Origin of the sequence: Mesorhizobium sp. WSM4904 (assembly GCF_029674545.1) — a bacterium.
Lineage (GTDB): Bacteria > Pseudomonadota > Alphaproteobacteria > Rhizobiales > Rhizobiaceae > Mesorhizobium.
In genome coordinates, this window is the sequence record NZ_CP121354.1 from 3,869,062 (window position 1) to 3,890,357 (window position 21,296).

20 protein-coding genes are annotated in these 21,296 nt (G+C 63.9%); 12 read left to right on the forward strand and 8 right to left on the reverse strand.

Annotated elements, in window-relative coordinates:
* Positions 1 to 137 precede the first annotated feature (137 nt).
* Positions 138 to 1,973, reverse strand: a complete 1,836-nt coding sequence (gene phaC / locus QAZ47_RS18450; protein ID WP_278230312.1) for a class I poly(R)-hydroxyalkanoic acid synthase — start codon at positions 1,971 to 1,973, stop codon at positions 138 to 140.
* 97 nt (positions 1,974 to 2,070) lie between these two features.
* Here phaC and QAZ47_RS18455 point away from each other — a divergent pair, with 97 nt between their 5' ends.
* The 5 genes from QAZ47_RS18455 (at position 2,071) to recJ (ending at position 8,187) form a co-directional block, all read left to right on the forward strand.
* Complete coding sequence (locus QAZ47_RS18455; RefSeq protein WP_278230313.1) at positions 2,071 to 2,475, forward strand: hypothetical protein; 405 nt, start codon at positions 2,071 to 2,073, stop codon at positions 2,473 to 2,475.
* Positions 2,476 to 2,524: 49 nt separating this feature from the next.
* Positions 2,525 to 3,742, forward strand: coding sequence for an LL-diaminopimelate aminotransferase (locus tag QAZ47_RS18460; RefSeq protein ID WP_278230314.1), 1,218 nt, complete (start codon positions 2,525 to 2,527; stop codon positions 3,740 to 3,742).
* A gap of 47 nt (positions 3,743 to 3,789) precedes the next feature.
* Entirely contained in the window at positions 3,790 to 5,103 is a 1,314-nt protein-coding gene (locus QAZ47_RS18465; RefSeq protein ID WP_278230315.1) for a homoserine dehydrogenase, read from the forward strand.
* A 175-nt stretch (positions 5,104 to 5,278) separates the two neighbouring features.
* Positions 5,279 to 6,262, forward strand: coding sequence for a class II fructose-bisphosphatase (gene glpX / locus QAZ47_RS18470; RefSeq protein ID WP_278230316.1), 984 nt, complete (start codon positions 5,279 to 5,281; stop codon positions 6,260 to 6,262).
* A 140-nt stretch (positions 6,263 to 6,402) separates the two neighbouring features.
* A complete protein-coding gene (gene recJ, locus QAZ47_RS18475) occupies positions 6,403 to 8,187 on the forward strand; it encodes a single-stranded-DNA-specific exonuclease RecJ (protein ID WP_278230317.1) in 1,785 nt (594 codons plus the stop codon).
* A 20-nt stretch (positions 8,188 to 8,207) separates the two neighbouring features.
* Here the strand turns inward: recJ and QAZ47_RS18480 are convergent, their stop codons facing one another.
* The 3 genes from QAZ47_RS18480 to folE form a co-directional block, all read right to left on the reverse strand.
* Positions 8,208 to 9,179, reverse strand: a complete 972-nt coding sequence (locus tag QAZ47_RS18480; RefSeq protein WP_278230318.1) for a patatin family protein — start codon at positions 9,177 to 9,179, stop codon at positions 8,208 to 8,210.
* Positions 9,180 to 9,263: 84 nt separating this feature from the next.
* Positions 9,264 to 9,722, reverse strand: coding sequence for a phosphoribosyl-AMP cyclohydrolase (gene hisI, locus QAZ47_RS18485; RefSeq protein ID WP_278077630.1), 459 nt, complete (start codon positions 9,720 to 9,722; stop codon positions 9,264 to 9,266).
* Between the two features lie 271 nt (positions 9,723 to 9,993).
* The gene (gene folE, locus QAZ47_RS18490) at positions 9,994 to 10,620 is read right to left on the reverse strand and encodes a GTP cyclohydrolase I FolE (RefSeq protein ID WP_040969653.1); all 627 of its coding nucleotides are present in this window, start codon (positions 10,618 to 10,620) and stop codon (positions 9,994 to 9,996) included.
* 236 nt (positions 10,621 to 10,856) lie between these two features.
* On the opposite strand from folE, the gene QAZ47_RS18495 reads away from it, so the two are divergent.
* The gene (locus tag QAZ47_RS18495; RefSeq protein ID WP_278230319.1) at positions 10,857 to 11,303 is read left to right on the forward strand and encodes an iron-sulfur cluster assembly scaffold protein; all 447 of its coding nucleotides are present in this window, start codon (positions 10,857 to 10,859) and stop codon (positions 11,301 to 11,303) included.
* A gap of 119 nt (positions 11,304 to 11,422) precedes the next feature.
* Here the strand turns inward: QAZ47_RS18495 and QAZ47_RS18500 are convergent, their stop codons facing one another.
* The gene (locus QAZ47_RS18500) at positions 11,423 to 12,328 is read right to left on the reverse strand and encodes a LysR substrate-binding domain-containing protein (protein WP_278230320.1); all 906 of its coding nucleotides are present in this window, start codon (positions 12,326 to 12,328) and stop codon (positions 11,423 to 11,425) included.
* Positions 12,329 to 12,656: 328 nt separating this feature from the next.
* On the opposite strand from QAZ47_RS18500, the gene yidD reads away from it, so the two are divergent.
* Together yidD and blaOXA are read left to right on the forward strand one after the other, a co-directional pair.
* On the forward strand, positions 12,657 to 13,031 hold the full coding sequence (yidD, locus tag QAZ47_RS18505; protein ID WP_278230321.1) for a membrane protein insertion efficiency factor YidD: 375 nt from the start codon (positions 12,657 to 12,659) through the stop codon (positions 13,029 to 13,031).
* Positions 13,032 to 13,172: 141 nt separating this feature from the next.
* A complete protein-coding gene (gene blaOXA / locus QAZ47_RS18510) occupies positions 13,173 to 13,985 on the forward strand; it encodes a class D beta-lactamase (protein ID WP_278230323.1) in 813 nt (270 codons plus the stop codon).
* 3 nt (positions 13,986 to 13,988) lie between these two features.
* Here the strand turns inward: blaOXA and QAZ47_RS18515 are convergent, their stop codons facing one another.
* The gene (locus QAZ47_RS18515; protein ID WP_278230324.1) at positions 13,989 to 14,825 is read right to left on the reverse strand and encodes an SAM-dependent methyltransferase; all 837 of its coding nucleotides are present in this window, start codon (positions 14,823 to 14,825) and stop codon (positions 13,989 to 13,991) included.
* Positions 14,826 to 15,050: 225 nt separating this feature from the next.
* On the opposite strand from QAZ47_RS18515, the gene thrS reads away from it, so the two are divergent.
* Both thrS and QAZ47_RS18525 read left to right on the forward strand, forming a co-directional pair.
* On the forward strand, positions 15,051 to 17,024 hold the full coding sequence (gene thrS, locus QAZ47_RS18520) for a threonine--tRNA ligase (RefSeq protein ID WP_278230326.1): 1,974 nt from the start codon (positions 15,051 to 15,053) through the stop codon (positions 17,022 to 17,024).
* Positions 17,025 to 17,200: 176 nt separating this feature from the next.
* Complete coding sequence (locus QAZ47_RS18525) at positions 17,201 to 18,142, forward strand: GNAT family N-acetyltransferase (protein ID WP_278230327.1); 942 nt, start codon at positions 17,201 to 17,203, stop codon at positions 18,140 to 18,142.
* A 28-nt stretch (positions 18,143 to 18,170) separates the two neighbouring features.
* Here QAZ47_RS18525 and QAZ47_RS18530 read toward each other — a convergent pair whose 3' ends face one another.
* A complete protein-coding gene (locus QAZ47_RS18530) occupies positions 18,171 to 19,136 on the reverse strand; it encodes a hypothetical protein (protein WP_278230328.1) in 966 nt (321 codons plus the stop codon).
* 162 nt (positions 19,137 to 19,298) lie between these two features.
* Here QAZ47_RS18530 and QAZ47_RS18535 point away from each other — a divergent pair, with 162 nt between their 5' ends.
* Together QAZ47_RS18535 and QAZ47_RS18540 are read left to right on the forward strand one after the other, a co-directional pair.
* Positions 19,299 to 19,883, forward strand: coding sequence for a nitroreductase (locus QAZ47_RS18535; RefSeq protein ID WP_278230329.1), 585 nt, complete (start codon positions 19,299 to 19,301; stop codon positions 19,881 to 19,883).
* Position 19,884: 1 nt separating this feature from the next.
* Complete coding sequence (locus QAZ47_RS18540; protein WP_278230331.1) at positions 19,885 to 20,493, forward strand: flavin reductase family protein; 609 nt, start codon at positions 19,885 to 19,887, stop codon at positions 20,491 to 20,493.
* Here QAZ47_RS18540 and QAZ47_RS18545 read toward each other — a convergent pair.
* Positions 20,447 to 21,184 carry a TetR/AcrR family transcriptional regulator gene (locus QAZ47_RS18545; RefSeq protein ID WP_278230332.1) on the reverse strand — a complete coding sequence of 246 codons (738 nt, stop codon included), beginning with the start codon at positions 21,182 to 21,184 and terminating at the stop codon, positions 20,447 to 20,449. The two genes, QAZ47_RS18540 and QAZ47_RS18545, sit on opposite strands and share 47 nt — an antisense overlap.
* Positions 21,185 to 21,296 lie beyond the last annotated feature (112 nt).

The window sequence follows — 21,296 nt, forward strand, 5'->3', positions numbered from 1 at the left end:
GGAAACGGGATCTGTGTCGATCTGCAAGCCTCGGATTTCTTCTGCGTCTGAAGGCGAACTGAGGCTGCGAAAACGATTAACGCCCACCATTTCGCCCTGTTTTGAGGGGCCGTCAACTCACCAGACATTACAGTCCGTTACACACGCACCTTGACGTAGGTGCCCGGCGCATCCCCCAAGGTTTTCATACGCTTGCCCGGTTGGCGGGCGGGTACATGCACATTGTCCTGGCTTTCGATCCAGTGTTGCCAGTGCGTCCACCACGAGCCCGGATGCTCGTGCGCGGTGGCGAACCAGGTGTTGAAATCGCCCACCGGCTTGGCGCCGGTCCAGTACTGGTATTTATGCGCCGCGGGCGGATTGACGACGCCGGCGATGTGACCGGAGCCCGCCATCACATACTCGACGTCGCCGCCGAAAAATCGCGAGCCGAGGAACACGGAAAGCGCCGGCGCGATGTGGTCTTCCTTCGTCGCCAGGTTGTAGACCGGTATCGTGATGTCGGCCAGCGAGACGGTGCGGCCGGCAAGTTCCATCGTGCCGCGCGAGAGATTGTTCTCGAGATAGCAGTTGCGCAGGTAGAAGGAATGGTTTGCCGCCGCCATGCGGGTCGAGTCGGCATTCCAGTAGAGCAGGTCGAAGGGCAGGGGGTCCTTGCCGCGCATGTAGTTGTTGATGACGTAGGGCCAGATCAGGTCGCCGGAGCGCAGCATGTTGAAGGCGGTCGCCATCTTGGTGCCTTCGAGATAGCCCTTCTCGTTCATCGAGCGCTCGACGGCCGCGACCTGGTCCTCGTCGACGAAGACCTTCAGGTCGCCGGCATGGGTGAAGTCGACCTGGGTGGTGAAGAAGGTGGCCGACTTGATGCGGTGGTCGCCTTCCTGCGCCAGAAGCGCGAGCGCCGCGGCCAGCAGCGTGCCGCCGACGCAATAGCCGATCGCGTTGACCTCTTTCTCGCCGGTCGCCTTCTCGACCATGTCGAGGCAAAATTGCAAGCCTTCGCGAATATAGGCTTCCCAGCCCTTGGCGCCGTGGCGCTCGTCAGGATTGATCCAGGAGATGACGAAGACCGTGTGGCCCTGCTCGATCGCCCAGCGGATGAAGGATTTCTGCGGGTTGAGATCGAGGATGTAGTATTTGTTGATCCAGGGCGGGCAGACGAGCAGGGGGCGCCTCAGCACCGTCTCGGTCGTCGGATCGTACTGGATGATCTCGGCGACATCGCTGCGGCCGATCACCTTGCCTGGCGTCGTGGCGATGTTCTTGCCAATCTCGAACGGCGCGTAGTCGGCCTGGCGGAGCTTCAGGTCGCCCCTGCCGGCGGCGATATCCTCGGCCAGCATCTTCATGCCGCGCACGAGGTTCTCGCCGTTGGAGGCGACGGTCTCGCGGAACAGTTCCGGGTTGGTGAGGATAAAATTCGATGGCGCGATCGCGTTGGAGACCTGCTTGACGTAGAAGCTCGCCTTGTGGCGGGTGTGCTCGTCCAGGCCCTCGGCATGCTCGACGAGGTCGGAAGCCCAGCGCGAGGTGACGAGATAGGCCTGTTTCAGGAAATCGAAGAAGGCGTTGCGGCCCCATTCCGGGTCCTGGAAACGCTTGTCGCCACGCTCGGGCTTGACCGCGTCCTCAGCCGTTTCGGCATTGGGGCTGACCTTCTGAATGGCGTTCGCCCAGACCGTCATGTAGCCGGCGAAGAGCCGCGTCTGCGCTTCCAGCGCGCGCTGCGGGTCGGCCAGCCAGTATTCCGAGAGTTTGGAGAAGGTCTTGACCATGTCGACCACGGGTTCGGCGACATGGTCGCGCACCTCACCCTTCTCGCGCGGCTCGGCCCAGGCGGAGGCAGCCTTGCCTGCCTGCTCGATCATGCGCGCCATGTTCAACGCGAAACGCTCGGGATCTTTGACCAGATATTGCTCGACGGTCGAAGGTCCGCCATTTTCCGCTTTGTCCGAATCGGGCGCTTTGGACATGGTTCGCGGGGTTCCTCCCGGAGCGTTTTCTTGACATATTACCATGGGACATCTGACCGGGTCCAACACGCTCTAACCCGGCTGCCAGGAAAACAATATGACGATTAATGCAGGCGGGACTTATTTTCTCGGCGCCGGTTCGATTTGCCGCATCGCCGTCGCGGCGGTAGCGCTGTGCGCGCCGCTGCTTGCGGGCGGCTGCGAGACCAGCAACAACAATTCGGCGCCGACGGCGTTGACCGAGGGCCCGAAAGATACCGGCTCCTATCCGAACCTCAACATTCCGCCGCAGGTGGCCGCCAAGCAGCTGTCCAAGGAAGAGACCGCCGCCAAGCTCGGCGAGCTCAAGGCCGACGAGCAGGCGCAGCTTGCCAAGGGCGGCGGCGTCAAGCCGACCGCCAATCCTGCCGCGCTCAACACGCTCGCCAGAACGCATGGCGACGACACGCTGAAGCAGATCGAAGGCAAATGCGATCCCGCCCTCGACCCTAACTGCAATTAGGTTTATATCGCGCGCCGAAAGCGCCCCCGTTTGATCGTCTGGAACTGAAATGGAAGAATTTCACAAGGTCCGCCGGCTTCCGCCTTACGTGTTCGAGCAGGTCAACCGGCTGAAGGCCAGCGCCCGCTCGCGCGGCGCCGACATCATCGACCTTGGCATGGGCAATCCGGACCTGCCGACGCCGAAAGCAATCGTCGACAAATTGTGCGAAGTGGTACGCGATCCGCGCACCCATCGCTATTCGTCCTCGCGCGGCATTCCTGGCCTGCGCCGCGCCCAGGCGAACTACTACCAGCGCCGCTTCGGCGTGAAGCTCAACCCCGACACGCAAGTCGTGGCGACCCTTGGTTCGAAGGAAGGCTTCGCCAACATGGCGCAGGCGATCACAGCGCCCGGCGACGTCATCCTCTGTCCCAATCCGACCTATCCGATCCACGCTTTCGGCTTCATCATGTCGGGCGGCGTCATCCGCTCGCTGCAGGTGGAGCCCGACGACGGCTTCATCCCGGCGGTCGAGCGCGGCATCCGCCACTCGATCCCGAAGCCGCTGGCGCTGATCCTCAACTATCCGTCCAACCCGACGGCGCTGGTGGCCTCGCTCGATTTCTACAAGGATGTGGTCGCCTTCGCGAAGAAGAACGACATCATCATCCTGTCGGACCTTGCCTATTCGGAGATCTATTTCGACGGCAACCCGCCGCCCTCGGTGCTGCAGGTTCCGGGCGCGATCGACGTCTGCGTCGAGTTCACCTCGATGTCGAAGACCTTTTCCATGCCCGGCTGGCGCATGGGCTTCGCGGTCGGCAACGAGCGGCTGATCGCGGCGCTGACCCGGGTCAAATCCTATCTCGACTACGGCGCCTTCACGCCGATCCAGGTGGCGGCGGCGCATGCGCTGAACGGCGATGGTGCCGACATCGCCGAGGTGCGCGAGGTCTACCACAAGCGGCGCGACGTGATGGTCGATTCCTTCAGCCGCGCCGGCTGGACCATTCCGGCGCCGGCGGCCTCGATGTTCGCCTGGGCGCCGATCCCGGAGCAGTTCCGCCAACTCGGCTCGCTCGAATTCTCCAAGCTGCTCATCGAGCATGCCGACGTGGCGGTGGCACCGGGGATAGGCTTCGGCGAATACGGCGACGATTTTGTCCGTGTCGCGCTGGTCGAGAACGAGCACCGGATCCGGCAGGCGGCGCGCAACATCAAGCGGTTCCTGGCTTCGACCGCCAAGCAGCCCAACAATGTCGTGCCGCTTTCGGCCCGCCGCTAAGCTCACCGCACATCACACCGACCAATCTTTGAGGGGCGTCGCCGGACATGGCTGAAGCGTTGCGTGTTGGAATTGCCGGCCTTGGCACGGTGGGCGCCTCGGTGGCGCGCGTGCTCAACGAAAAGGCGGCGGAACTCACCCGCCAGTGCGGTCGTGACATCCTCGTCACGGCCGTATCGGCCCGCGACCCGAAGCGCGACCGCGGCGTCGATTTGAGCGCTGCCAAGTGGTTCGGCGACGCCGTGGAGATGGCCGAAAAGGCCGACATCGATGTCTTCGTGGAGTTGATCGGCGGCGACGAAGGACCTGCCCACGCATCCGTCAAGGCGGCGCTCGAGGCCGGCCGTCACGTCGTGACCGCCAACAAGGCGCTGCTGGCCAAGCATGGCGTGCCGTTGGCGGAGATCGCCGAGAAGAAGGGCGTGCTGCTCAACTACGAGGCGGCGGTCGCCGGCGGCATCCCGGTCATCAAGACGATGCGCGAGGCGATGGCCGGGAACCAGGTCACCCGCGTCTTCGGCATCCTCAATGGCACCTGCAACTACATACTGACCCGCATGGAGGCCGAAGGCATCTCCTTCGACGCCTGCCTGAAGGACGCGCAGCGGCTGGGCTATGCCGAAGCCGATCCGACCTTCGACATCGAGGGTCACGACACGGCGCACAAGCTGTCGATCCTGACCAGCCTTGCCTTCGGCACAAGGATCGCCGCCAACGACATCTACATGGAAGGCATCTCCAACATCACCCAGGCCGACATTCGCGCTGCGGCCGATCTCGGCTACCGCATCAAGCTGCTCGGCGTCGCCCAGCGCACCGACAGCGGCATCGAGCAGCGCGTGCATCCGACCATGGTTCCGACGGCCTCCGTCATCGCGCAGGTGCACGGCGTCACCAATGCGGTGGCGATCGAGACAGACATCCTTGGCGAGCTTTTGCTCTCCGGCCCCGGCGCGGGCGGCAACGCCACCGCCTCGGCGGTGGTCGGCGACATTGCCGACATCGCCAAGAGCCGGCCGGGCTTCCAGCACGCACCGGTCTTCGGTTGGCCGGCGAGGGAATTGAAGCCCTACAAGAAGGCACAGATGCGCAGCCATGCCGGCGGCTATTTCATCCGGCTCACGGTCCATGACCGCATCGGCGTCTTCGCCGCGATCGCCAAGCGCATGGCCGACAACGACATTTCGCTGGAATCGATCGTGCAGCAGGCGGCCGGTCCGGAAACCCAGGCGCAGAAGACGGTCATCCTCGTCACCCATGAGACGACGGAAGCGGCGGTGCGCAAGGCGGTCGAAGGCGTCACCAAGGACGGCCATCTGACCGACAAGCCACAGGTGATCCGCATCGAGCGGGCCGAATAGTTCGAGTCACATTTCATCTTTAATCGATTGATCTTGCTGCCATTTCAAAAATTGGCATGGCAAGTCTTGCCGTTGTCATGGAGCTTTGCCAGAAGAAGCGCGCCTCTGGCGGGAGGTGTCGAGCAGTAGAGCGGTTCAGAACTGAACCGCCTTCATCAACGAGGAATGCCCATTCATGAACATGGCCCAAAACATCGCAGCCGGCCTCGACCGTATCCTCACCATGGAAGTGGTGCGCGTCACCGAGCGGGCCGCCGTTGCCGCCGCCCGGCTGCGCGGGCGCGGCGATGAGAAAGCCGCCGACCAGGTCGCCGTCGATGCCATGCGCCAGGAGCTCAACCGGCTGGCCATCAAGGGCACGGTGGTGATCGGCGAGGGCGAGCGTGACGAGGCGTCGATGCTCTATATCGGCGAGGAGGTCGGCACCGGCAAAGGCCCGGCGGTCGACATCGCGCTCGACCCGCTGGAAGGCACGACGATCTGCGCCAAGAACCTGCCCAATGCGCTCGCCGTCATCGCCATCGCGGAAAAGGGCAGCCTGCTGTTCGCGCCCGACGTCTACATGGATAAGATCGCCATCGGGCCCGGCTACGCCGAGGGCATCATCGACATCGACGCGCCGCCGGCCGAGAACATCGCCAATCTCGCCAAGGCCAAGGGTGTGGCGGTGTCCGACATCACCGCCTGCATCCTCGACCGGCCGCGCCACGCCAAGCTGATCGACGCCGTGCGCGCCACGGGCGCGGCGATCCGGCTGATCGGCGACGGCGACGTCGCTGGCGTCATCCACACCACCGACCCGGAAGAGACCGGCATCGACATCTATCTCGGCACCGGCGGCGCGCCGGAAGGAGTGCTGGCCGCGGCGGCGCTCCGTTGCACTGGCGGACAGATGCAGGGCCGGCTGATCCTCGACACGCCGGAGAAGGCGGCACGCGCCGCAAAGATGGGCATTTCCGATCCGAAGCGGGTCTATCGCGCGCAGGACATGGCGCGCGGCGACGTGCTGTTTGCGGCAACCGGCGTCACCGACGGCAATCTGCTCGACGGGGTCAGGTTCGGCCGTACCTTCATCACCACCCACACCATCGTGCTGCGCTCGTCCTCGCGCACCGTGCGCGAGATCAAGGCGCGTCACCAGGATCTGGAAAAGTTTTGATTCGTCCTGCCCACTCGTTTGACACAATCGCCGACGGCCAACCGTTCCACAGTTTTCCTGGAGTTGCCGACTTTCCCGGAATTGCTACCGCCGTCGCATATTGATATCTGCCGAAGGATGATCTGCGGACGGCGCGTCGCATGACGGGCGAAAGACGTTTCTTCCTCGATGTCAGGCAGTCGGCGACCGGTGTCTCCTGGGAGCACCGGCTTACCGAGCGGCAGGACATGGCCGCTTTGGCCATCGCGCAAGGCCATGGGGTGCCGGACATCGTCGCGAGGGTGCTCGCCGGACGTGGCGTGACGGCCGAGCAGACCGAGCGCTTCCTCGATCCGACCATTCGCGAGCTTTTGCCGAATCCGGTCTCGCTGACCGACATGGAGAAGGCGGCGGCGCGGCTGGCGGAGGCGATCGTGGCCGGCGAGAAGGTGGCGATCTTCGGCGACTACGATGTCGACGGCGCCGCCTCATCGGCGCTGCTCAAGCGCTTTCTCGCGCATTTTTCGGTACCGTCCGAAATCTATATTCCAGACCGCATCTTCGAAGGTTACGGCCCCAATCCCGAAGCCATGCGCGAGCTCATCTCGCGCGGCGCGAAGCTGATCGTCACCGTCGACTGCGGCACCAACAGCGCAGCATCGATCGAGGCGGCCAAGCAGACCGGCGCCGATGTCGTGGTGCTCGACCATCACCAGGTCGGCGGCGCGCTGCCGGCGGCCGATGCGGTGGTCAACCCGAACCGGGAGGACGATCTTTCGGGGCAGGGGCATCTGTGCGCCGCCGGCGTCGTCTTCCTGTGCCTCGTGCAGACGGCGAAGGTGCTGCGCGAGAAGCTGCCGGACGTCGCGCCGTTCGACCTGCTGTCGCTGCTCGACCTCGTCGCGCTGGCGACGGTTTGCGACGTGGTGCCGCTCACCGGCGTGAACCGCGCTTTCGTGGTCAAGGGACTGCAGATGGCGCGCCAGCAGAGGAACGAAGGGCTGGCGGCGCTTGCGCGGGTTTCGCGCATCGGCGAGCCGATCAACACCTTCCATCTCGCCTATCTGATCGGGCCGCGCATCAATGCCGGCGGGCGCATCGGCGATGCCGCGCTCGGCAGCCGGTTGCTCGCCACCGACAATCCGGTGGAAGCGGCAAGCATTGCCGAGACGCTCGACCGGCTGAACCAGGAGCGGCAGCAGATGGAAATGGAGATGCTGGCGCAGGCGCGTGCCGAGGCCGATGCCGAGCTTACCGGCGGCAATGGTCCTGCCATCGTCGTCACCGCCAGCAATAGCTGGCATCCCGGCATCGTCGGTCTGCTGGCCTCGCGGCTCAAGGACCATGCGCGCCGTCCTGCTTTCGCCGTTGCCTTCAACGCCAATGGCATCGGCACCGGTTCGGGACGCTCGGTCTCCGGTTTCGATCTCGGCCGGCTGGTGCGCGAGGCGGCGGAGGCCGGGCTGATCGTCAAGGGAGGCGGCCATGGCATGGCGGCCGGCATCACCGTCGAGCGCGCCAAGCTTGGCGCGCTGCGGGCCTTCTTCGAGGAGCGCGCCGCGGCGGACGTGTTCCGGCTGCAGAGCGAGGAAAGCCTGGCGATCGACGGCGCCTTAGCCGCCGAGGGGGCGACGCTGGCGCTTCTCGATGCGCTGGAAAAAGCCGGCCCGTTCGGCGCCGGGCACATCGCTCCGGTGTTCGTGCTGCCGCGCCACCGGCTCACCGATGCGCGGCCGATCGGCACCAACCACATCCGCGCCGACCTGCAATCGCAAAGCGGCGGCAACCTCCAGGCAATCGCATTCCGCGCCGTCGACACCGCGCTTGGCGAATTCCTGTTCAAGAACAGGGGCAAGACCGTGCATGTCGCCGGTTCGCTGTCGGGCAATTACTGGAATGGCAACCGGACGGTCCAATTCCGCATCACGGACGCCGCGGTTGCTTGAACTTTGACTGCGGTTTCGGATCAGGCGAGCACCGTCTGCAACCGCGTCAATTCGCTGATCTGGGACATCGTCGCCTGATAGCCGAGGCGGATCGCCTCGTCGGCGCGATGGAATTCGGTCAGGCCGATATGGCTGAGCTTCGGCTGCAGCGACATGTCCGGTGGGTCGCCGGCGAGCCTGGCGCGCGAAATCCGGTCCTGGATGATGTTGAAGGCCTCGACCATGACGCCGGTGATGCCGAGGCGCGTCTGGTGCGGCTGATGCTGAGGGTTGACCTGGCCGGGGCGCGGCGCGTCGCTCTCGACGACGAGCTCACCCGCGCTGTGCTTGATGACCGCGGCACGTCCGAACAGATCGTAATGCAGGTTGACGGCCACCACGAGCGGCTGCTCGTAGGCACGGCAGACAGACACCGGCACCGGATTGACCAGCGCGCCGTCGACCAGCATGCGGCCATTGCAGTTCACGGGCGAGAAGACGCCGGGCAGCGCGTAGGACGCGCGCATGGCGGTGATCAGCGAGCCGTGCGACAGCCAGATTTCGTGGCCGGTGCGGATTTCGGAAGCGACGGCGACGAAAGGCTTCGACAGGTCCTCGAAACGGATACCGTCCACGTGCTCACGCAGACGCGCATCGAGCTTCATACCGCCGAACAGGCCGCTGCCGCGCAGATTGAGATCGAGAAGCCCGAAGATGCGGCGCTTGGTCAGGCTCCTGGCGAATTCCTCCAGCTCGTCCAGCTTGCCGGCAAGATAGCAGCCGCCAACGAGCGCGCCGATCGAGGTACCGGCGATCATCGACACTTCGATGCCGGCTTCGTCCAGAGCGCGCAGCACACCGATATGCGCCCAGCCCCGGGCACAGCCACCGCCGAGCGCCAGCGAAATGCCCGCCTTCCCCGCCGTTTTCGATCCGGGCACGCCACCGGACGATGCAGGGCCGTTGGCTTCCTGAACGTCAGGTCTGCTGCGCAATGACGCCCATTCGAGCATCATGATCTCCCTTGTCCCGTATCCCTTCTACATCAAGGATATTTGAGAATAGTGAATGTGAGTGGTTTGTGAATATTGAATGGTTCACACCGGCTTCCGATACGTCTGTTGCGCATCGAACAGCGGCTTGCTGCCATCGTCGGCAAGCGTCGCCTTGCCGTCGTCGAGCCCCACCGTCCGATAAAAGCAGGAACGCCTGCCAGTGTGACAAGTTGCGTCGTGGCCCAATACTTTGACGCTCAACCATATCGCGTCCTGGTCACAATCCGTGCGCATCTCGACGACGCGTTGGAAGTTGCCCGAGGTCTCGCCCTTCTTCCACAGCGCGTTGCGTGAGCGCGACCAATAATGCGCGATGCCGGTTTCCAGCGTCAGCGCCAAAGCCTCCGCGTTCATATGCGCGACCATCAAAAGCATGCCGTCGCCGGCGTCGGTGACGACGACCGTGACGAGGCCGGCTGCATCGAAGCGCGGAGAAAGGACGGTGCCTTCCTCCAGCGCCTTCTTGTCTGCTGGAGCTTCGGGAAATTGCAGTGCCGACATCGCCGGTCCTTGTTTTGATCCATGCTGATATTCAGCGGAGGCCGGGCCTGCGTAAACGGCGGCTCCTTGCGCTTCCGGTGCTCGCGTACTTCAAATACGCTCCGCTCCGGATTTCGGAAACCACCATTTTCGACTCAGCCTACGCCTTTAGCAGGTGACGGCGGACGCTTAGGCGCGTCGCGATCTTTCAGATTCGCTCCATGCGCTTTAGGTTTTTGATTTTAAGCATGTCTTTATCCCGAAACCGGTTCCCACTTTCGGGAGACATGCTTTAGGCGCGCACCATGGTGACGAAGCGCACCTGCTCCTCGGGCGTGTCCTTGAAGACGCCGGTGAAGGTCGAGGTGAGCGTGGTCGAACCCTGCTTGCGGATGCCGCGCATGGCCATGCACATATGCTCGGCCTCGATCATGACGGCGACGCCGCGCGGATTGAGCACGTCCTGGATGACGCCGGCGATCTGCGCGGTCATCGCTTCCTGCGTCTGCAGGCGATGCGCGAAAATGTCGACGACGCGGGCGATCTTGGAGAGGCCCACGACCTTGCCGTCCGGCAGGTAGCCGACATGCGCCTTGCCGATGATCGGCACCATGTGGTGCTCGCAATGGGAGTGGAATTTGATGTCCCTGACGATGACGAGATCGTCATAGCCGGCCACTTCCTCGAAAGTGCGGCCAAGCTCCTCGGCCGGGCACATGTCGTAGCCGTTGAACATCTCGCGGAAGGCCTTGGTGACGCGCTTCGGTGTATCGACGAGGCCTTCGCGATCCGGATTGTCGCCGGTCCAGCGCAAAAGCGTGCGCACGGCGGCTTCGACCTCAGCCTCGCTCGGGCGATCGGTGACAGGCTTCTCCATATAGGAGGCGGGGGGCATGAGTTTCTTGATGACGGCATCCATAAAGGCGTCTCCCGTAGTCCCACTCAAAGGTGGGACGAGTTGAACGGACCACGACCTTTCGGGTGAAACTCGCCCGGTTTCCAGCCCGTAAGTGGCGTGAACAGATGAGCAATGACAATGGCTTGAGCTTGCCTTGTCGATGCCCGGCTGCCAACATTATATATGGTCGTGCAGAGCGAAAGGAAGACGCAACAGCGGCAAACCCTGTTCGCTTGGCGGCGACGGATTGGAAAAATATGATCGACGACGTCTACAATGCGAAAATTCTGGGCTTCGCTGGAAACATCGCGCGGATCGGCCGGCTCGACCACCCCGATGCGACCGCCAGGGCGCACTCCAAACTATGCGGCTCGACGGTCACCGTCGACCTCAAGATGGATGGCGATATCGTGACCGATTTCGCTCATGACGTGAAAGCCTGCGCGCTCGGCCAGGCATCCTCGTCGATCATGGCCCAGCATGTCATCGGCGCCAACGCCGGCGAGCTGCGCGCGGTGCGCGAGACCATGCTGAAGATGCTCAAGGAAGACGGCGCGCCGCCGGAAGGCCGGTTTGCCGACTTGAAGTATCTGGAGCCGGTGCGCGACTACAAGGCGCGCCACGCATCGACAATGCTGACCTTCGACGCGGTGGTCGACGCGATCGGCCAGATCGAGAAGAAGCGCGCCGGACAGGCGGCTTGAGGACACTCTCCTAAAGCGTGTCGCGATCTTTCAGATTCGCTCCCTGCGCTTTAGGTTTTTGATTTTGCGCATGTCTTTCTCCCGAAACCGGTTCCCACTTTCGGGAGACATGCTTTAGACTAGGCCGCGCCCCTGCTTTGGGCAAATTCGCTCCATATCCAGTCGGCGAAAGCCCTGGCCGGCTCGGAAAGATCCCGCAAATTTCTCGCCACCAGCCAGTAGGCGCCGGACGCGACGTCGATGTCGAAGGGCTTGACCAGCGCGCCGGAGGCGAGCTCGTCGCCGATCTGCAAGAGATCGCCGAGGGCCACGCCATGGCCGAGGAGTGCGGCCTGCTTCGAGAGCGAAGCGTCGGAGAGCATCGGACCGCGCGCCGGCACGGCATCGGCCGGCACGCCGGCCGCCTCGAACCAGCGCGCCCAGCCCTGGCGGTTTTCCTCATGCAGCAGAGTGTAGTGGCGAAGGTCGACCGGCTTCTCAAGGGGAGGGCCGGACGCCAGCAGCGCCGGCGACAGGACCGGTGAATCGACGGTCGAGGCCAGCCGTTCGGCATTGCTGCGCGGCCACGCGGTCGCGTGCGCGCTGAAGCGCAAGGCGAGCTCGGGCTGGTCGCCGCGGAACTCGATCAATCTCGGATCGACGTCCAGGGAAACGTCGATATCGGGGCGCAACTGACGAAACCGGTTGAGCCGCGGCACCAGCCATACCGCTGCAAGCGAAGGTTCGACGCTGACGCGCACTAGCGACTGTGCCGGCGAGCCCGCAAGTTCCGAAAGCAAGCGATCAATGTCGTCGAAGCTTCTAACCAGTTGGTCGAGCAGCCGGCGTCCGGCATCCGTCAGCTCGACGCGACGATGGAGGCGGACAAACAGCGGCTGTCGCAGGAAGGTCTCGAGCTCGCGGATCTGCCGGCTGATCGCGGCCTGCGAAACATAAAGTTCCTCCGCCGCGCGGCTGAAGCTCAAATGCCGGCCGGCCGTTTCGAAACTTCGCAATGCCGTCAGCGGCAGCCGGCCCCGCTTCATATCGCATAACCTCAAGTTATCTGGCGCGGAAATTATACTCGTTTGAGGGTCAAGGCCAGCGGCGGTCTAATCGGACTCGAAGGAGCAACTGCCATGAACCAGTTCCTGGCCATTTTGAGCGACGTCATGCGGATCGCCACCTTTCAGTGGCACGGCGAAGCCCGGCACGGACGCGGCTGCCATGACCATCGGCATATTTCATGTCACCACTCACCGTGGACGGACAGGTATCCTAACCGTCGCTCCAGACCATGAGGGCAAAAGATCATTGCGTTCACGATTCGAAGCCCACATCTATCGCGAAGAAGAACGCTGTGGAGCAAGGTGGTTGGCTGACCACGATGGGCATACGCATGGCGCCCGGCCGATCCGGCACGGGCGCAACTGGCCGGGACCTTGGCGCAAGACTCCGGGACGCATCCTTGGCACGTCGCTGGTGCGCCTTTACCAACTGACGCTTTCCGGCTTCGTCGGCAACAACTGCCGGCATCTGCCGACCTGCTCCGAATATGCGCATGAAGCGATCGCCCGCCATGGCCTGTGGGCCGGAGGCTGGATGGCGCTGTTTCGGGTTTCTCGCTGCGGACCGTTCGGAACGCACGGCATCGACCGCGTGCCGGAGACGCTTGGCGCGCGCTATGTCTGGTTCATGCCGTGGCGCTACTGGCAGCTCGGCGGGAAACGCGGGCAAGCGGAGCGCTGACTGCATCGACTTTCCGCAGGCCGTGTTTACGATCCGGTAGGGTTAACGCCAAGCTGCACAAACACTGCCAATTTGAGACAAAATCGAGACAAGACGCCTCGCTAAGCCGCTTCCCGTAATCCCTTTCCGGAGTGAGCTTCGATGCGCCAAATGGACCGCTATCCCTTCTTTATTGCCATTATTCTGTTCCTTCTGGCCTGGATGCTCGGCCTGCCGATGCGGGCGCAATCGGCACCGCTCGAGGACATCCACTGCACGCTGATCCAGGATTCGGAAAGCGGCGCGACGCTTTACCAGGACGGTGTGTGCGACCGGCGCGTCAGCCCGGCTTCCACCTTCAAGGTGCCTTTGGCGCTGATCGGCTACGATGCCGGAATTTTAAGCGACGCGCACATGCCGAGCTGGGACTACAAGCCGGAATTGAAGGCGGCGAAGCGCGACCGCAAGACCGTCGATCCGACGATCTGGGAACGCGATTCCATCGTCTGGTACTCGCGCGAGATCACGCGGCGGCTCGGCGCCGAGAAGTTCGCCGGCTACGTGTCGAAATTCGGCTATGGCAACAAGGACGTCTCGGGCGATGCCGGCAAGGACAATGGGCCGACGCAATCCTGGATCAATTCCTCGCTCGAAATATCGCCGGTCGAGCAGACGGCGTTCTTGCGACAGCTGCTCGCCGGCAAGATGCCGGTGTCGGCAAAGGCGCATGAGATGACCAGGGCGATCCTGCCGACCTTCGCGGCAGGGGACTGGACGGTGCAGGGCAAGACGGGCAGCACCAGGCTCGGCCAGGACGGCAAGCGCTCGCTCGGCTGGTTCGTCGGCTGGGCCGAGAAGGACGGACATCGCATCGTCTTTGCAAGGCTGGTCGTCGACACGAAACGCACCGACACGCCGAAGGGGCTCGCCACGCGAGCGGCGTTCCTGAAGGATCTACCGCAACTGGTAAAGTAGTTCTCAGACGCTGCGGCGGGCGCGCAGGATGTGCCCGCCAGAATTGCGGCGGCCGGCTTCGGGAGTCCTGGCAAAACGGGCGGCAATGTCGCCGTTGTCGAGATCCTCGATCTCATCGAAGCCGAGATCGGCGAGCGACTTCGCCAATTCATCGGGGACAAAGAAGCTGATCCAGGGCTCGCCGATCGCCGCGACACGCGCGGCATAGAAGGCAAGCGTCGCCTGGCCCGCTGCGTCGCGGTTCCCGGCCGGCTCGCTGTAGTCGAAGACGACTTCCGAACCGGGGATGCCTGCAATGTAGTCAAGCGTGGTAAAAATCGCTTCGCGTGTCAGGTAGGGCACGACTCCCAGCCAGATGAAGAAGCTCGGCTCGGTCGTGTTCAGACCAGCCGCCGCCAATTCGCCTGCCAGACTCTGGCGTTCGAAATTGACCGGCACGAAGGCGGCCCCTGCCGGCTCGGCAAGACCGGCCTCGGCGATGCGTTGGCGTTTCCAGGCCTGTGTGGCCGGATGATCGACCTCGAACACCGTGACGCCCGGATATGGATTGCGCAGCGCAAAAGTGTCGAGGCCGGCGCCAAGCACCACGACCTGTCGCACGCCGCGCCGCACCGCCGCCGCCAGCCAGTCCTCGGCAAGGCGAGCGCGTGAGGCAACGAAGAGGCGCATGCGACGCCCATGCTCGTCTTCCTGCGAGAGTTCCCCGGCGTTCGGCGCGGCCTCGCCCAGAATCGCGAGCGCATAGGGATCGCGAAACAGCGCCGCCTGCGGCGAAAACTGATGAAGGGCCCGCAAGCGCGCGACGCGCAGGGCGGTTCGGCTGGGTGATGCGTCTTCCATGCCTATATAAAAGCTGCGCCGTGCTCCGTTCACAAGCCTGCGCGCCGGCCTGCGACATTGCTCACGACATTTCCTGACGGCCGCTCTTTACCTCGCGCGGCACTGCCTCTAAAACCGCGCCCGCTGCCGGACGCCTCCGGCTAACCCTCTGCATGCCCGCAACGCATCCCGCGGCCTGCATTTCACCACCCGCGCTCGTTTGCGGGACTGGATAGGAGAAGTTTGATGCTGAATTCCGTTTCCCTGACGTTTCCCGATGGTTCGGTCCGCGAGTACGACGCGGCGATGACCGGCGCCGGTCTTGCCGAATCGATCTCGAAGTCGCTGGCCAAGAAAGCCGTGGCCTACAGCCTCGATGGCACCGTGCGCGATCTTTCCGATCCGCTCGGCAAGTCCGGCAAGGTCGAGATCATCACCCGCGAGGATCCGCGCGCGCTGGAACTCATCCGCCATGACGCGGCACATGTGCTGGCCGAGGCCGTGCAGGAGCTTTGGCCGGGAACGCAGGTGACCATCGGGCCGGTGATCGAGAACGGGTTTTACTACGACTTCGCGCGCAACGAGCCGTTCACGCCGGACGATTTCCCGGCGATCGAAAAGAAGATGCGCGAGATCATTGCCCGCAACAAGCCGTTCACCAAGGAAGTCTGGTCGCGCGAGAAGGCGAAGAAGGTCTTTTCCGACAAGGGCGAGCGCTACAAGGTCGAGCTGATCGACGCTATCCCCGAGGATCAGGACATCAAGATCTACGCGCAGGGTGATTGGTTCGACCTCTGCCGCGGTCCGCACATGGCCTCGACCGGGCAGGTCGGCAATGCCTTCAAGCTGATGAAGGTGGCGGGCGCCTACTGGCGCGGCGATTCCAACAACCCGATGCTGACGCGCATCTACGGCACCGCCTTCGCCGACCAGGCGCAGTTCGATGCCTACCAGACGCTGCTCGAGGAAGCCGAGAAGCGCGACCACCGCAAGCTTGGCCGCGAGATGGACCTGTTCCATTTCCAGGAAGAGGGGCCGGGCGTCGTGTTCTGGCATGCCAAGGGCTGGAAGATGTTCCAGAACCTGGTCAACTACATGCGCCGCCGCCTCGACGAGCACGGCTACCAGGAAGTCAACGCGCCGCAGGTGCTGGACAAGAGCCTGTGGGAGACGTCGGGCCACTGGGGCTGGTACCGCGACGCGATGTTCAAGGTCACCGTCGCCGGCGACGATACCGACGACGACCGCATCTTCGCGCTGAAGCCTATGAATTGCCCCGGCCATGTGCAGATCTTCAAGCATGGGTTGAAGTCTTACCGCGAACTGCCCGTGAAGCTTGCGGAGTTCGGCAACGTGCACCGCTACGAGCCATCGGGCGCGCTGCACGGGCTGATGCGCGTGCGCGGCTTCACGCAGGACGATGCGCATATCTTCTGCACCGAGGAGCAGCTCGCCGCCGAATGCCTGCGCATCAACGACCTGATCCTGTCGACCTATGCCGATTTCGGCTTCGACGAGGTCGCCGTGAAGCTGTCGACGCGGCCGGACAAGCGCGTCGGCACCGACGAGGCCTGGGACCATGCCGAGGCGATCATGAGCAACGTGCTGGAGACGATCCGCACGCGCTCCGGCAATCGCATCAAGACCTCGGTCAATCCGGGCGAGGGCGCTTTCTACGGCCCGAAGTTCGAATATGTGCTGAAGGATGCCATCGGCCGCGAATGGCAGTGCGGCACCACGCAGGTCGACTTCAACCTGCCGGAGCGGTTCGGCGCCTTCTATATCGGCTCGGATTCGGAGAAGAAGCAGCCGGTCATGGTGCATCGCGCGGTGTGCGGCTCGATGGAACGCTTCCTCGGTATCCTGATCGAGAACTATTCCGGCCATTTCCCGCTGTGGTTCGCGCCGCTGCAGGTGGTGGTGGCGACGATCACCTCGGATGCCGACGAATACGCGATGAAGGTCGTCGATCGGCTCAAGGCGGCTGGCCTGCTGGCCGAAGCCGACCTGCGCAACGAGAAGATCAACTACAAGGTGCGCGAGCACAGCCTGGCCAAGGTGCCGGTCATCCTCGTCTGCGGCAAGCGCGAGGCGGAAGAGGAGACCGTCAACATCCGCCGGCTCGGTTCCCGTGACCAGGAATCGCTCAAGCTTGCGGATGCGGTGACGTCGCTCGCCGAGGAGGCGGTCTCTCCGGACCACAAGCGCCGCGCGGCCTGATTTTTCCCAAACACTCTTAAAGCGCATCGCGCTGCGACGCGCTTTAAGTTCTTCGTTTTGATGCATGTCGTTTTCCCAAACCGCCGCACACTTTTGGGCGACATGCATCGGAATGGCGGTGGCATGGTCCACCGCCATTTCACACGCCTGTCACGCCAAACCTGTAACGAGCCGCCATGCTCAAGCTGAAACTGCGGGAAAGGCCGTTTCCCGAGCTCTCCTACGCCAACCAGCATCAGCCGGCGCTGACGCGATGGTTCATCCATTCCGTCGAAGGCCTGTCGGGCCGCGACCGGTTTGCCGTGCTCTATGATTTCTGGCGGCGCCAGGTGGCGCCGACCGGTGAGCGCGTGTTCAGCCGCATGCTGGAACTGATCGACGTCAGGGTGCGCAACGCCGGCCATTGGCCGCCGGTGAATTTGCCGGACACGCCGCTGGTTATCGTCGCCAACCATCCGTTCGGCATCGGCGACGGCATTGCCGTGCTGTCGCTCGCCGAGCAACTCGGGCGGCCGTTCCGGGTCATGATCCACAAGGATCTGCTCAAGATCCGCGAGATGGAAGCCTATTCGCTGCCGATCGATTTTTCCGAGACCAAGGAAGCGCTGAAGAACAACATGGCCGTGCGCCACGAGGCGGTGCGGCTGCTGAAGGAAGGCGTCACCATCGTCGTCTTCCCGGCCGGCGGCGTCGCCACGGCGCCGAAGGGTTTCGGCCGGGCGATCGACCTGCCCTGGAAGATGTTTCCGGCCAAGCTCATCCAGGAGGCCAAGGCCTCGGTCATTCCGATGCATTTCTCCGGCCAGAACGGCCGCCTGTTCCATCTGGTCAGCGGCCCCATGAACATGGCCGAGCGCGACAACCGCGTCGCGAAGTTCGTCGGCAAGGCGTCGCTGACGCTGCGCACGTCCTTGCTCATCCGCGAGTTCGCGCGCCTTTCCGGCAAGGCGATCGAGGTGCGCATCGGCGATGTTCTGAGATGGGGTGAACTCGAGCCGCTGCGCGACCGCAAGACGCTGCTCGACCGGCTTTATCGCAGCGTCTTCGACCTCGCGCCGCCGGCTGCGTCGCGCGGGCGCGTGCCGTTCCTGCCGAAGCGAATGCGCAAGGCGGCCTGAGCCTTTTGGCAATTCCGGACCGAAAACCTCAGTCCGCGCCTTCCTCGGGATCGATGGCGGACGATTCGTTGGCCACAACCTCGATCTCCTGGTTCTGGCCGGCCACGACGGTGAAATCCTTCTGGTAGATGCGGTCGCGGTTCTTGGCGATGATGGTGTATTGGCCCTCGGCCAGCACCATCGAGGCGAAGGCGCCGACGGCTTCCTTGATCGGATCGCCGGATTCGTTGAGCAGCGACCATGAGGTGTCGGCGATGGCTTCGCCGCCGGGCTCGCGCACGAGCTTCATCGTCATCTCGGCCGCGCGGTGCTCGACGGTGGCTTCGGTCAGCTTGCCGGCCTCGACTCGGATGTCGGAGCGGATCACGGCGTTGACCGCGCCATAGGTGGAGACGACGTGGTAGGTGCCGGCATTCAGCCGCACCACCGTATTCGGCTCGACGTCGGGGACGATCAGCGCGCGGTCGCCGTTGGTCGCGGCCTGGCCTTCATAGATCGCAAAACGGAGCTTCTTCGGCGGAATATGCGCGCCGCCCGAGGTCACGGCGTCGAGCTTCAGGCCGCCGGCATCGAGGACAAGGTTCTCGCGCTTGGCATCCTTGCCGACGGTGATGCGCTTGGTGGCGCCGGCCCGCCCATAGGAGGCATGGACGAGATAGCTGCCGGGGTCGAGCTGGAACACCGCCGTGCCGCCATGCGCGGACGCCACCATCGGCAGCTTGCCGTCGCTGGCGGGTTCCGGCTTGAACACGCGCCAGACGATGCCGCGGGTGATGTCGGCGCCCTTGTCGGTCAGTTGCGCCGAAAGGGTGATCGCGCCGCCGCTACCCAGCGCCAGCGACCTCTCGCTCTTCGGCGTCGCATAGCTTGAAATGCCGGGCAGCTTGATGTTGCCGACGTCGTTGGCGTTCTGGGCCAGCGCGAACGAAACCGGCACCGCGAACAGCGCGGCGATGAGCCCGATCACGAAAAGGCGCAGAGTCCCCTCAAACATGCCTTGCGTTGAAGCCCAAGGCGGTGGCAATTTCAAGGCTCAAGAGCCTGCCGCCTCCCGCCAGGGCTCTTTATCGGGCGCATAACGCGCCATTGCCCGAGCCGCCCGACCTCCCGATGGCGTGCTTCAGCTCAAAATTGAATGCTTAGGAGACTTGCGCCCATGGCGTCGCCGATCATCGACTTCCTGCTGACCCGCAATTCCGCGCCGATTCCCGACCTCAAGGAGCCGGCGCCGGGCAATGCGGAGATCGCCACGATGATCGCGGCCGCCTCGCGCGTTCCCGACCACGGCCGACTCAAGCCCTGGCGGTTCATCCTCTACCGCGGCGAGGCACGGGTCGAGATCGGCAGGAAGCTCGCGGCCCTTGCCGAGCAGCGCGAGGGGCCGCTGCCCGAGGGGCGGCGCAATCAGGAACTGGCGCGCTTCTCGCGCGCGCCGCTGGTGATCGGCGTGGTGTCGGTGCCGCGGGAGAACCCGAAGATCCCGCAATGGGAGATGTTCCTGTCGGGTGGAATGGCGGCTATGAATCTGATGATTGCGGCCAACGCGCTGGGCTATGGCACCAACATGATCAGCAACTGGTATTCCGACGTCGCGGAGGGCAGGGCGATTCTCGGGCTGTCGCCGCAGGAGCGCGTCATCGGCTTCGTCCATATCGGCTCATACCAAGGGCCAGCGCCCGAGCGGCCGCGGCCCGATCCGGCGAAGCTCTATGCCGACTACGCGGGACCCTGGGCCGGCTGACATGTTCTACGAGCCGTCCAAGGGGCACGGCCTGCCGCACGATCCATCGAAGGCGATCGTGGCTCCCCGCCCCATCGGATGGATATCGACGTTGAACAGGGCCGGTGAGATCAACCTTGCGCCCTATTCTTTCTTCAACGCGTTTTCGACGCGTCCCTTCATCGTCTGGTTCTCATCGGAAGGCGCGAAGGACAGCGCCACCTTCGCTGAAGAAACAGGCGAATTCGTCGCCAATCTCGTCAGCCGCGAGCTGGCCGAGAAGATGAACCGCACGGCCGTGGACGCGCCGCGCGGCGTCAGCGAATTCGCCTATGCCGATCTCGCCATGGCGCCGTCGCGCCTCGTCGCGCCGCCGCGCGTGGCGGAGGCGCCCGCCGCCCTCGAATGCAAGGTGACGGAGATAATCCGGCCGCGGGCGCTGGACGGCACCGAGACCAGCGCCATCGTCGTCGCCGGCGAGGTCGTCGGCGTCCACATAGACGATGCTTATCTCAAGGATGGCCTGTTCGACATCGTCAAGGCCGGCAACGTCGCCCGGCTCGGCTACATGGACTATGCCAGCGTCAACGAGATCTTTTCGATGAGGCGGCCACGCTGGGGAAAAGATTAGCGCGGCGCGCGGTCATCACGGCGCGTACATAGCCTGGCTCGCCGATCCTGATGCTGCCGTCGGGAAGGCCGAGAATGCGGTCGAGCGCGATCTCATAGAGCCTGACGCGCTTTTCCAAGGCTTCGATCGCAACTTCCATGTCGGCATCGCTGCCGCTGGCAAAAGCCTTGGCGATGACGTCGTGCGTGGCCATGCCGAACTGCATGACGATATCGGCGACCCCTTCCGGATCGAAGGTGCGGAACGTGCCGTCCGCGACGCCTTGCCGGATGATCTCCACCAGCACGGGGGAAAACGACGCGCTGGCCGCCAGATTGATGCGGTGGAACAGCACCAGGTTTTCCGGCCGAAACAGCGTTTCGAACAGCGCCCAGGCTTCCGCGGCGGTTTCGATCTTTGCCTGCCGTGATTTCGCCAGAAGCGCATTCAGTCGACCCAGCGGGTCGAGGGCCGGATCGGCGACAATGTCCTCGACGCCGGCGAGCGCCTGTTTCGCAAAGCGCCCGGCCAGCGCTTCCAGCAGCGCCTCCTTGGAGGGAAAGTAGTGGTAGAAAGCGCCCTTCGAGATGCCGGCTGCGGCGATCACGTCGTTGAGGCTCGCTTTGTCATAGCCATGCGTGAGGAACAGGGCCTGGGCATGGTCCAGCAGTTCTTCGCGCCTGAGTTCCGGGTGCTTGACGATACGGGGCATGACGAAACCTTGTGCATGAGACGGCCGTTCCCGTCCAGATGACGACAGTCGACGCTTGAGCTATAGACCGTTGGTTGGTATGATAGACCAGTGGTCGGATTCGACCAATAGC

Coding starts and splice junctions, on each gene's coding strand:
- QAZ47_RS18460 (WP_278230314.1), top strand. CDS start 2,525: ATGGAAGAATTTCACAAGGTCCGCCGGCTTCCGCCTTACGTGTTCGAG.
- QAZ47_RS18465 (WP_278230315.1), top strand. CDS start 3,790: ATGGCTGAAGCGTTGCGTGTTGGAATTGCCGGCCTTGGCACGGTGGGC.
- QAZ47_RS18500 (WP_278230320.1), bottom strand. CDS start 12,328: ATGAAGCGGGGCCGGCTGCCGCTGACGGCATTGCGAAGTTTCGAAACG.
- blaOXA (WP_278230323.1), top strand. CDS start 13,173: ATGCGCCAAATGGACCGCTATCCCTTCTTTATTGCCATTATTCTGTTC.
- QAZ47_RS18535 (WP_278230329.1), top strand. CDS start 19,299: ATGGCGTCGCCGATCATCGACTTCCTGCTGACCCGCAATTCCGCGCCG.
- thrS (WP_278230326.1), top strand. CDS start 15,051: ATGCTGAATTCCGTTTCCCTGACGTTTCCCGATGGTTCGGTCCGCGAG.
- phaC (WP_278230312.1), bottom strand. CDS start 1,973: ATGTCCAAAGCGCCCGATTCGGACAAAGCGGAAAATGGCGGACCTTCG.
- hisI (WP_278077630.1), bottom strand. CDS start 9,722: ATGTCGGCACTGCAATTTCCCGAAGCTCCAGCAGACAAGAAGGCGCTG.
- folE (WP_040969653.1), bottom strand. CDS start 10,620: ATGGATGCCGTCATCAAGAAACTCATGCCCCCCGCCTCCTATATGGAG.
- QAZ47_RS18545 (WP_278230332.1), bottom strand. CDS start 21,184: ATGCCCCGTATCGTCAAGCACCCGGAACTCAGGCGCGAAGAACTGCTG.
- QAZ47_RS18480 (WP_278230318.1), bottom strand. CDS start 9,179: ATGCTCGAATGGGCGTCATTGCGCAGCAGACCTGACGTTCAGGAAGCC.
- QAZ47_RS18455 (WP_278230313.1), top strand. CDS start 2,071: ATGACGATTAATGCAGGCGGGACTTATTTTCTCGGCGCCGGTTCGATT.
- QAZ47_RS18515 (WP_278230324.1), bottom strand. CDS start 14,825: ATGGAAGACGCATCACCCAGCCGAACCGCCCTGCGCGTCGCGCGCTTG.
- glpX (WP_278230316.1), top strand. CDS start 5,279: ATGAACATGGCCCAAAACATCGCAGCCGGCCTCGACCGTATCCTCACC.
- QAZ47_RS18495 (WP_278230319.1), top strand. CDS start 10,857: ATGATCGACGACGTCTACAATGCGAAAATTCTGGGCTTCGCTGGAAAC.
- QAZ47_RS18530 (WP_278230328.1), bottom strand. CDS start 19,136: ATGTTTGAGGGGACTCTGCGCCTTTTCGTGATCGGGCTCATCGCCGCG.
- QAZ47_RS18540 (WP_278230331.1), top strand. CDS start 19,885: ATGTTCTACGAGCCGTCCAAGGGGCACGGCCTGCCGCACGATCCATCG.
- recJ (WP_278230317.1), top strand. CDS start 6,403: ATGACGGGCGAAAGACGTTTCTTCCTCGATGTCAGGCAGTCGGCGACC.
- QAZ47_RS18525 (WP_278230327.1), top strand. CDS start 17,201: ATGCTCAAGCTGAAACTGCGGGAAAGGCCGTTTCCCGAGCTCTCCTAC.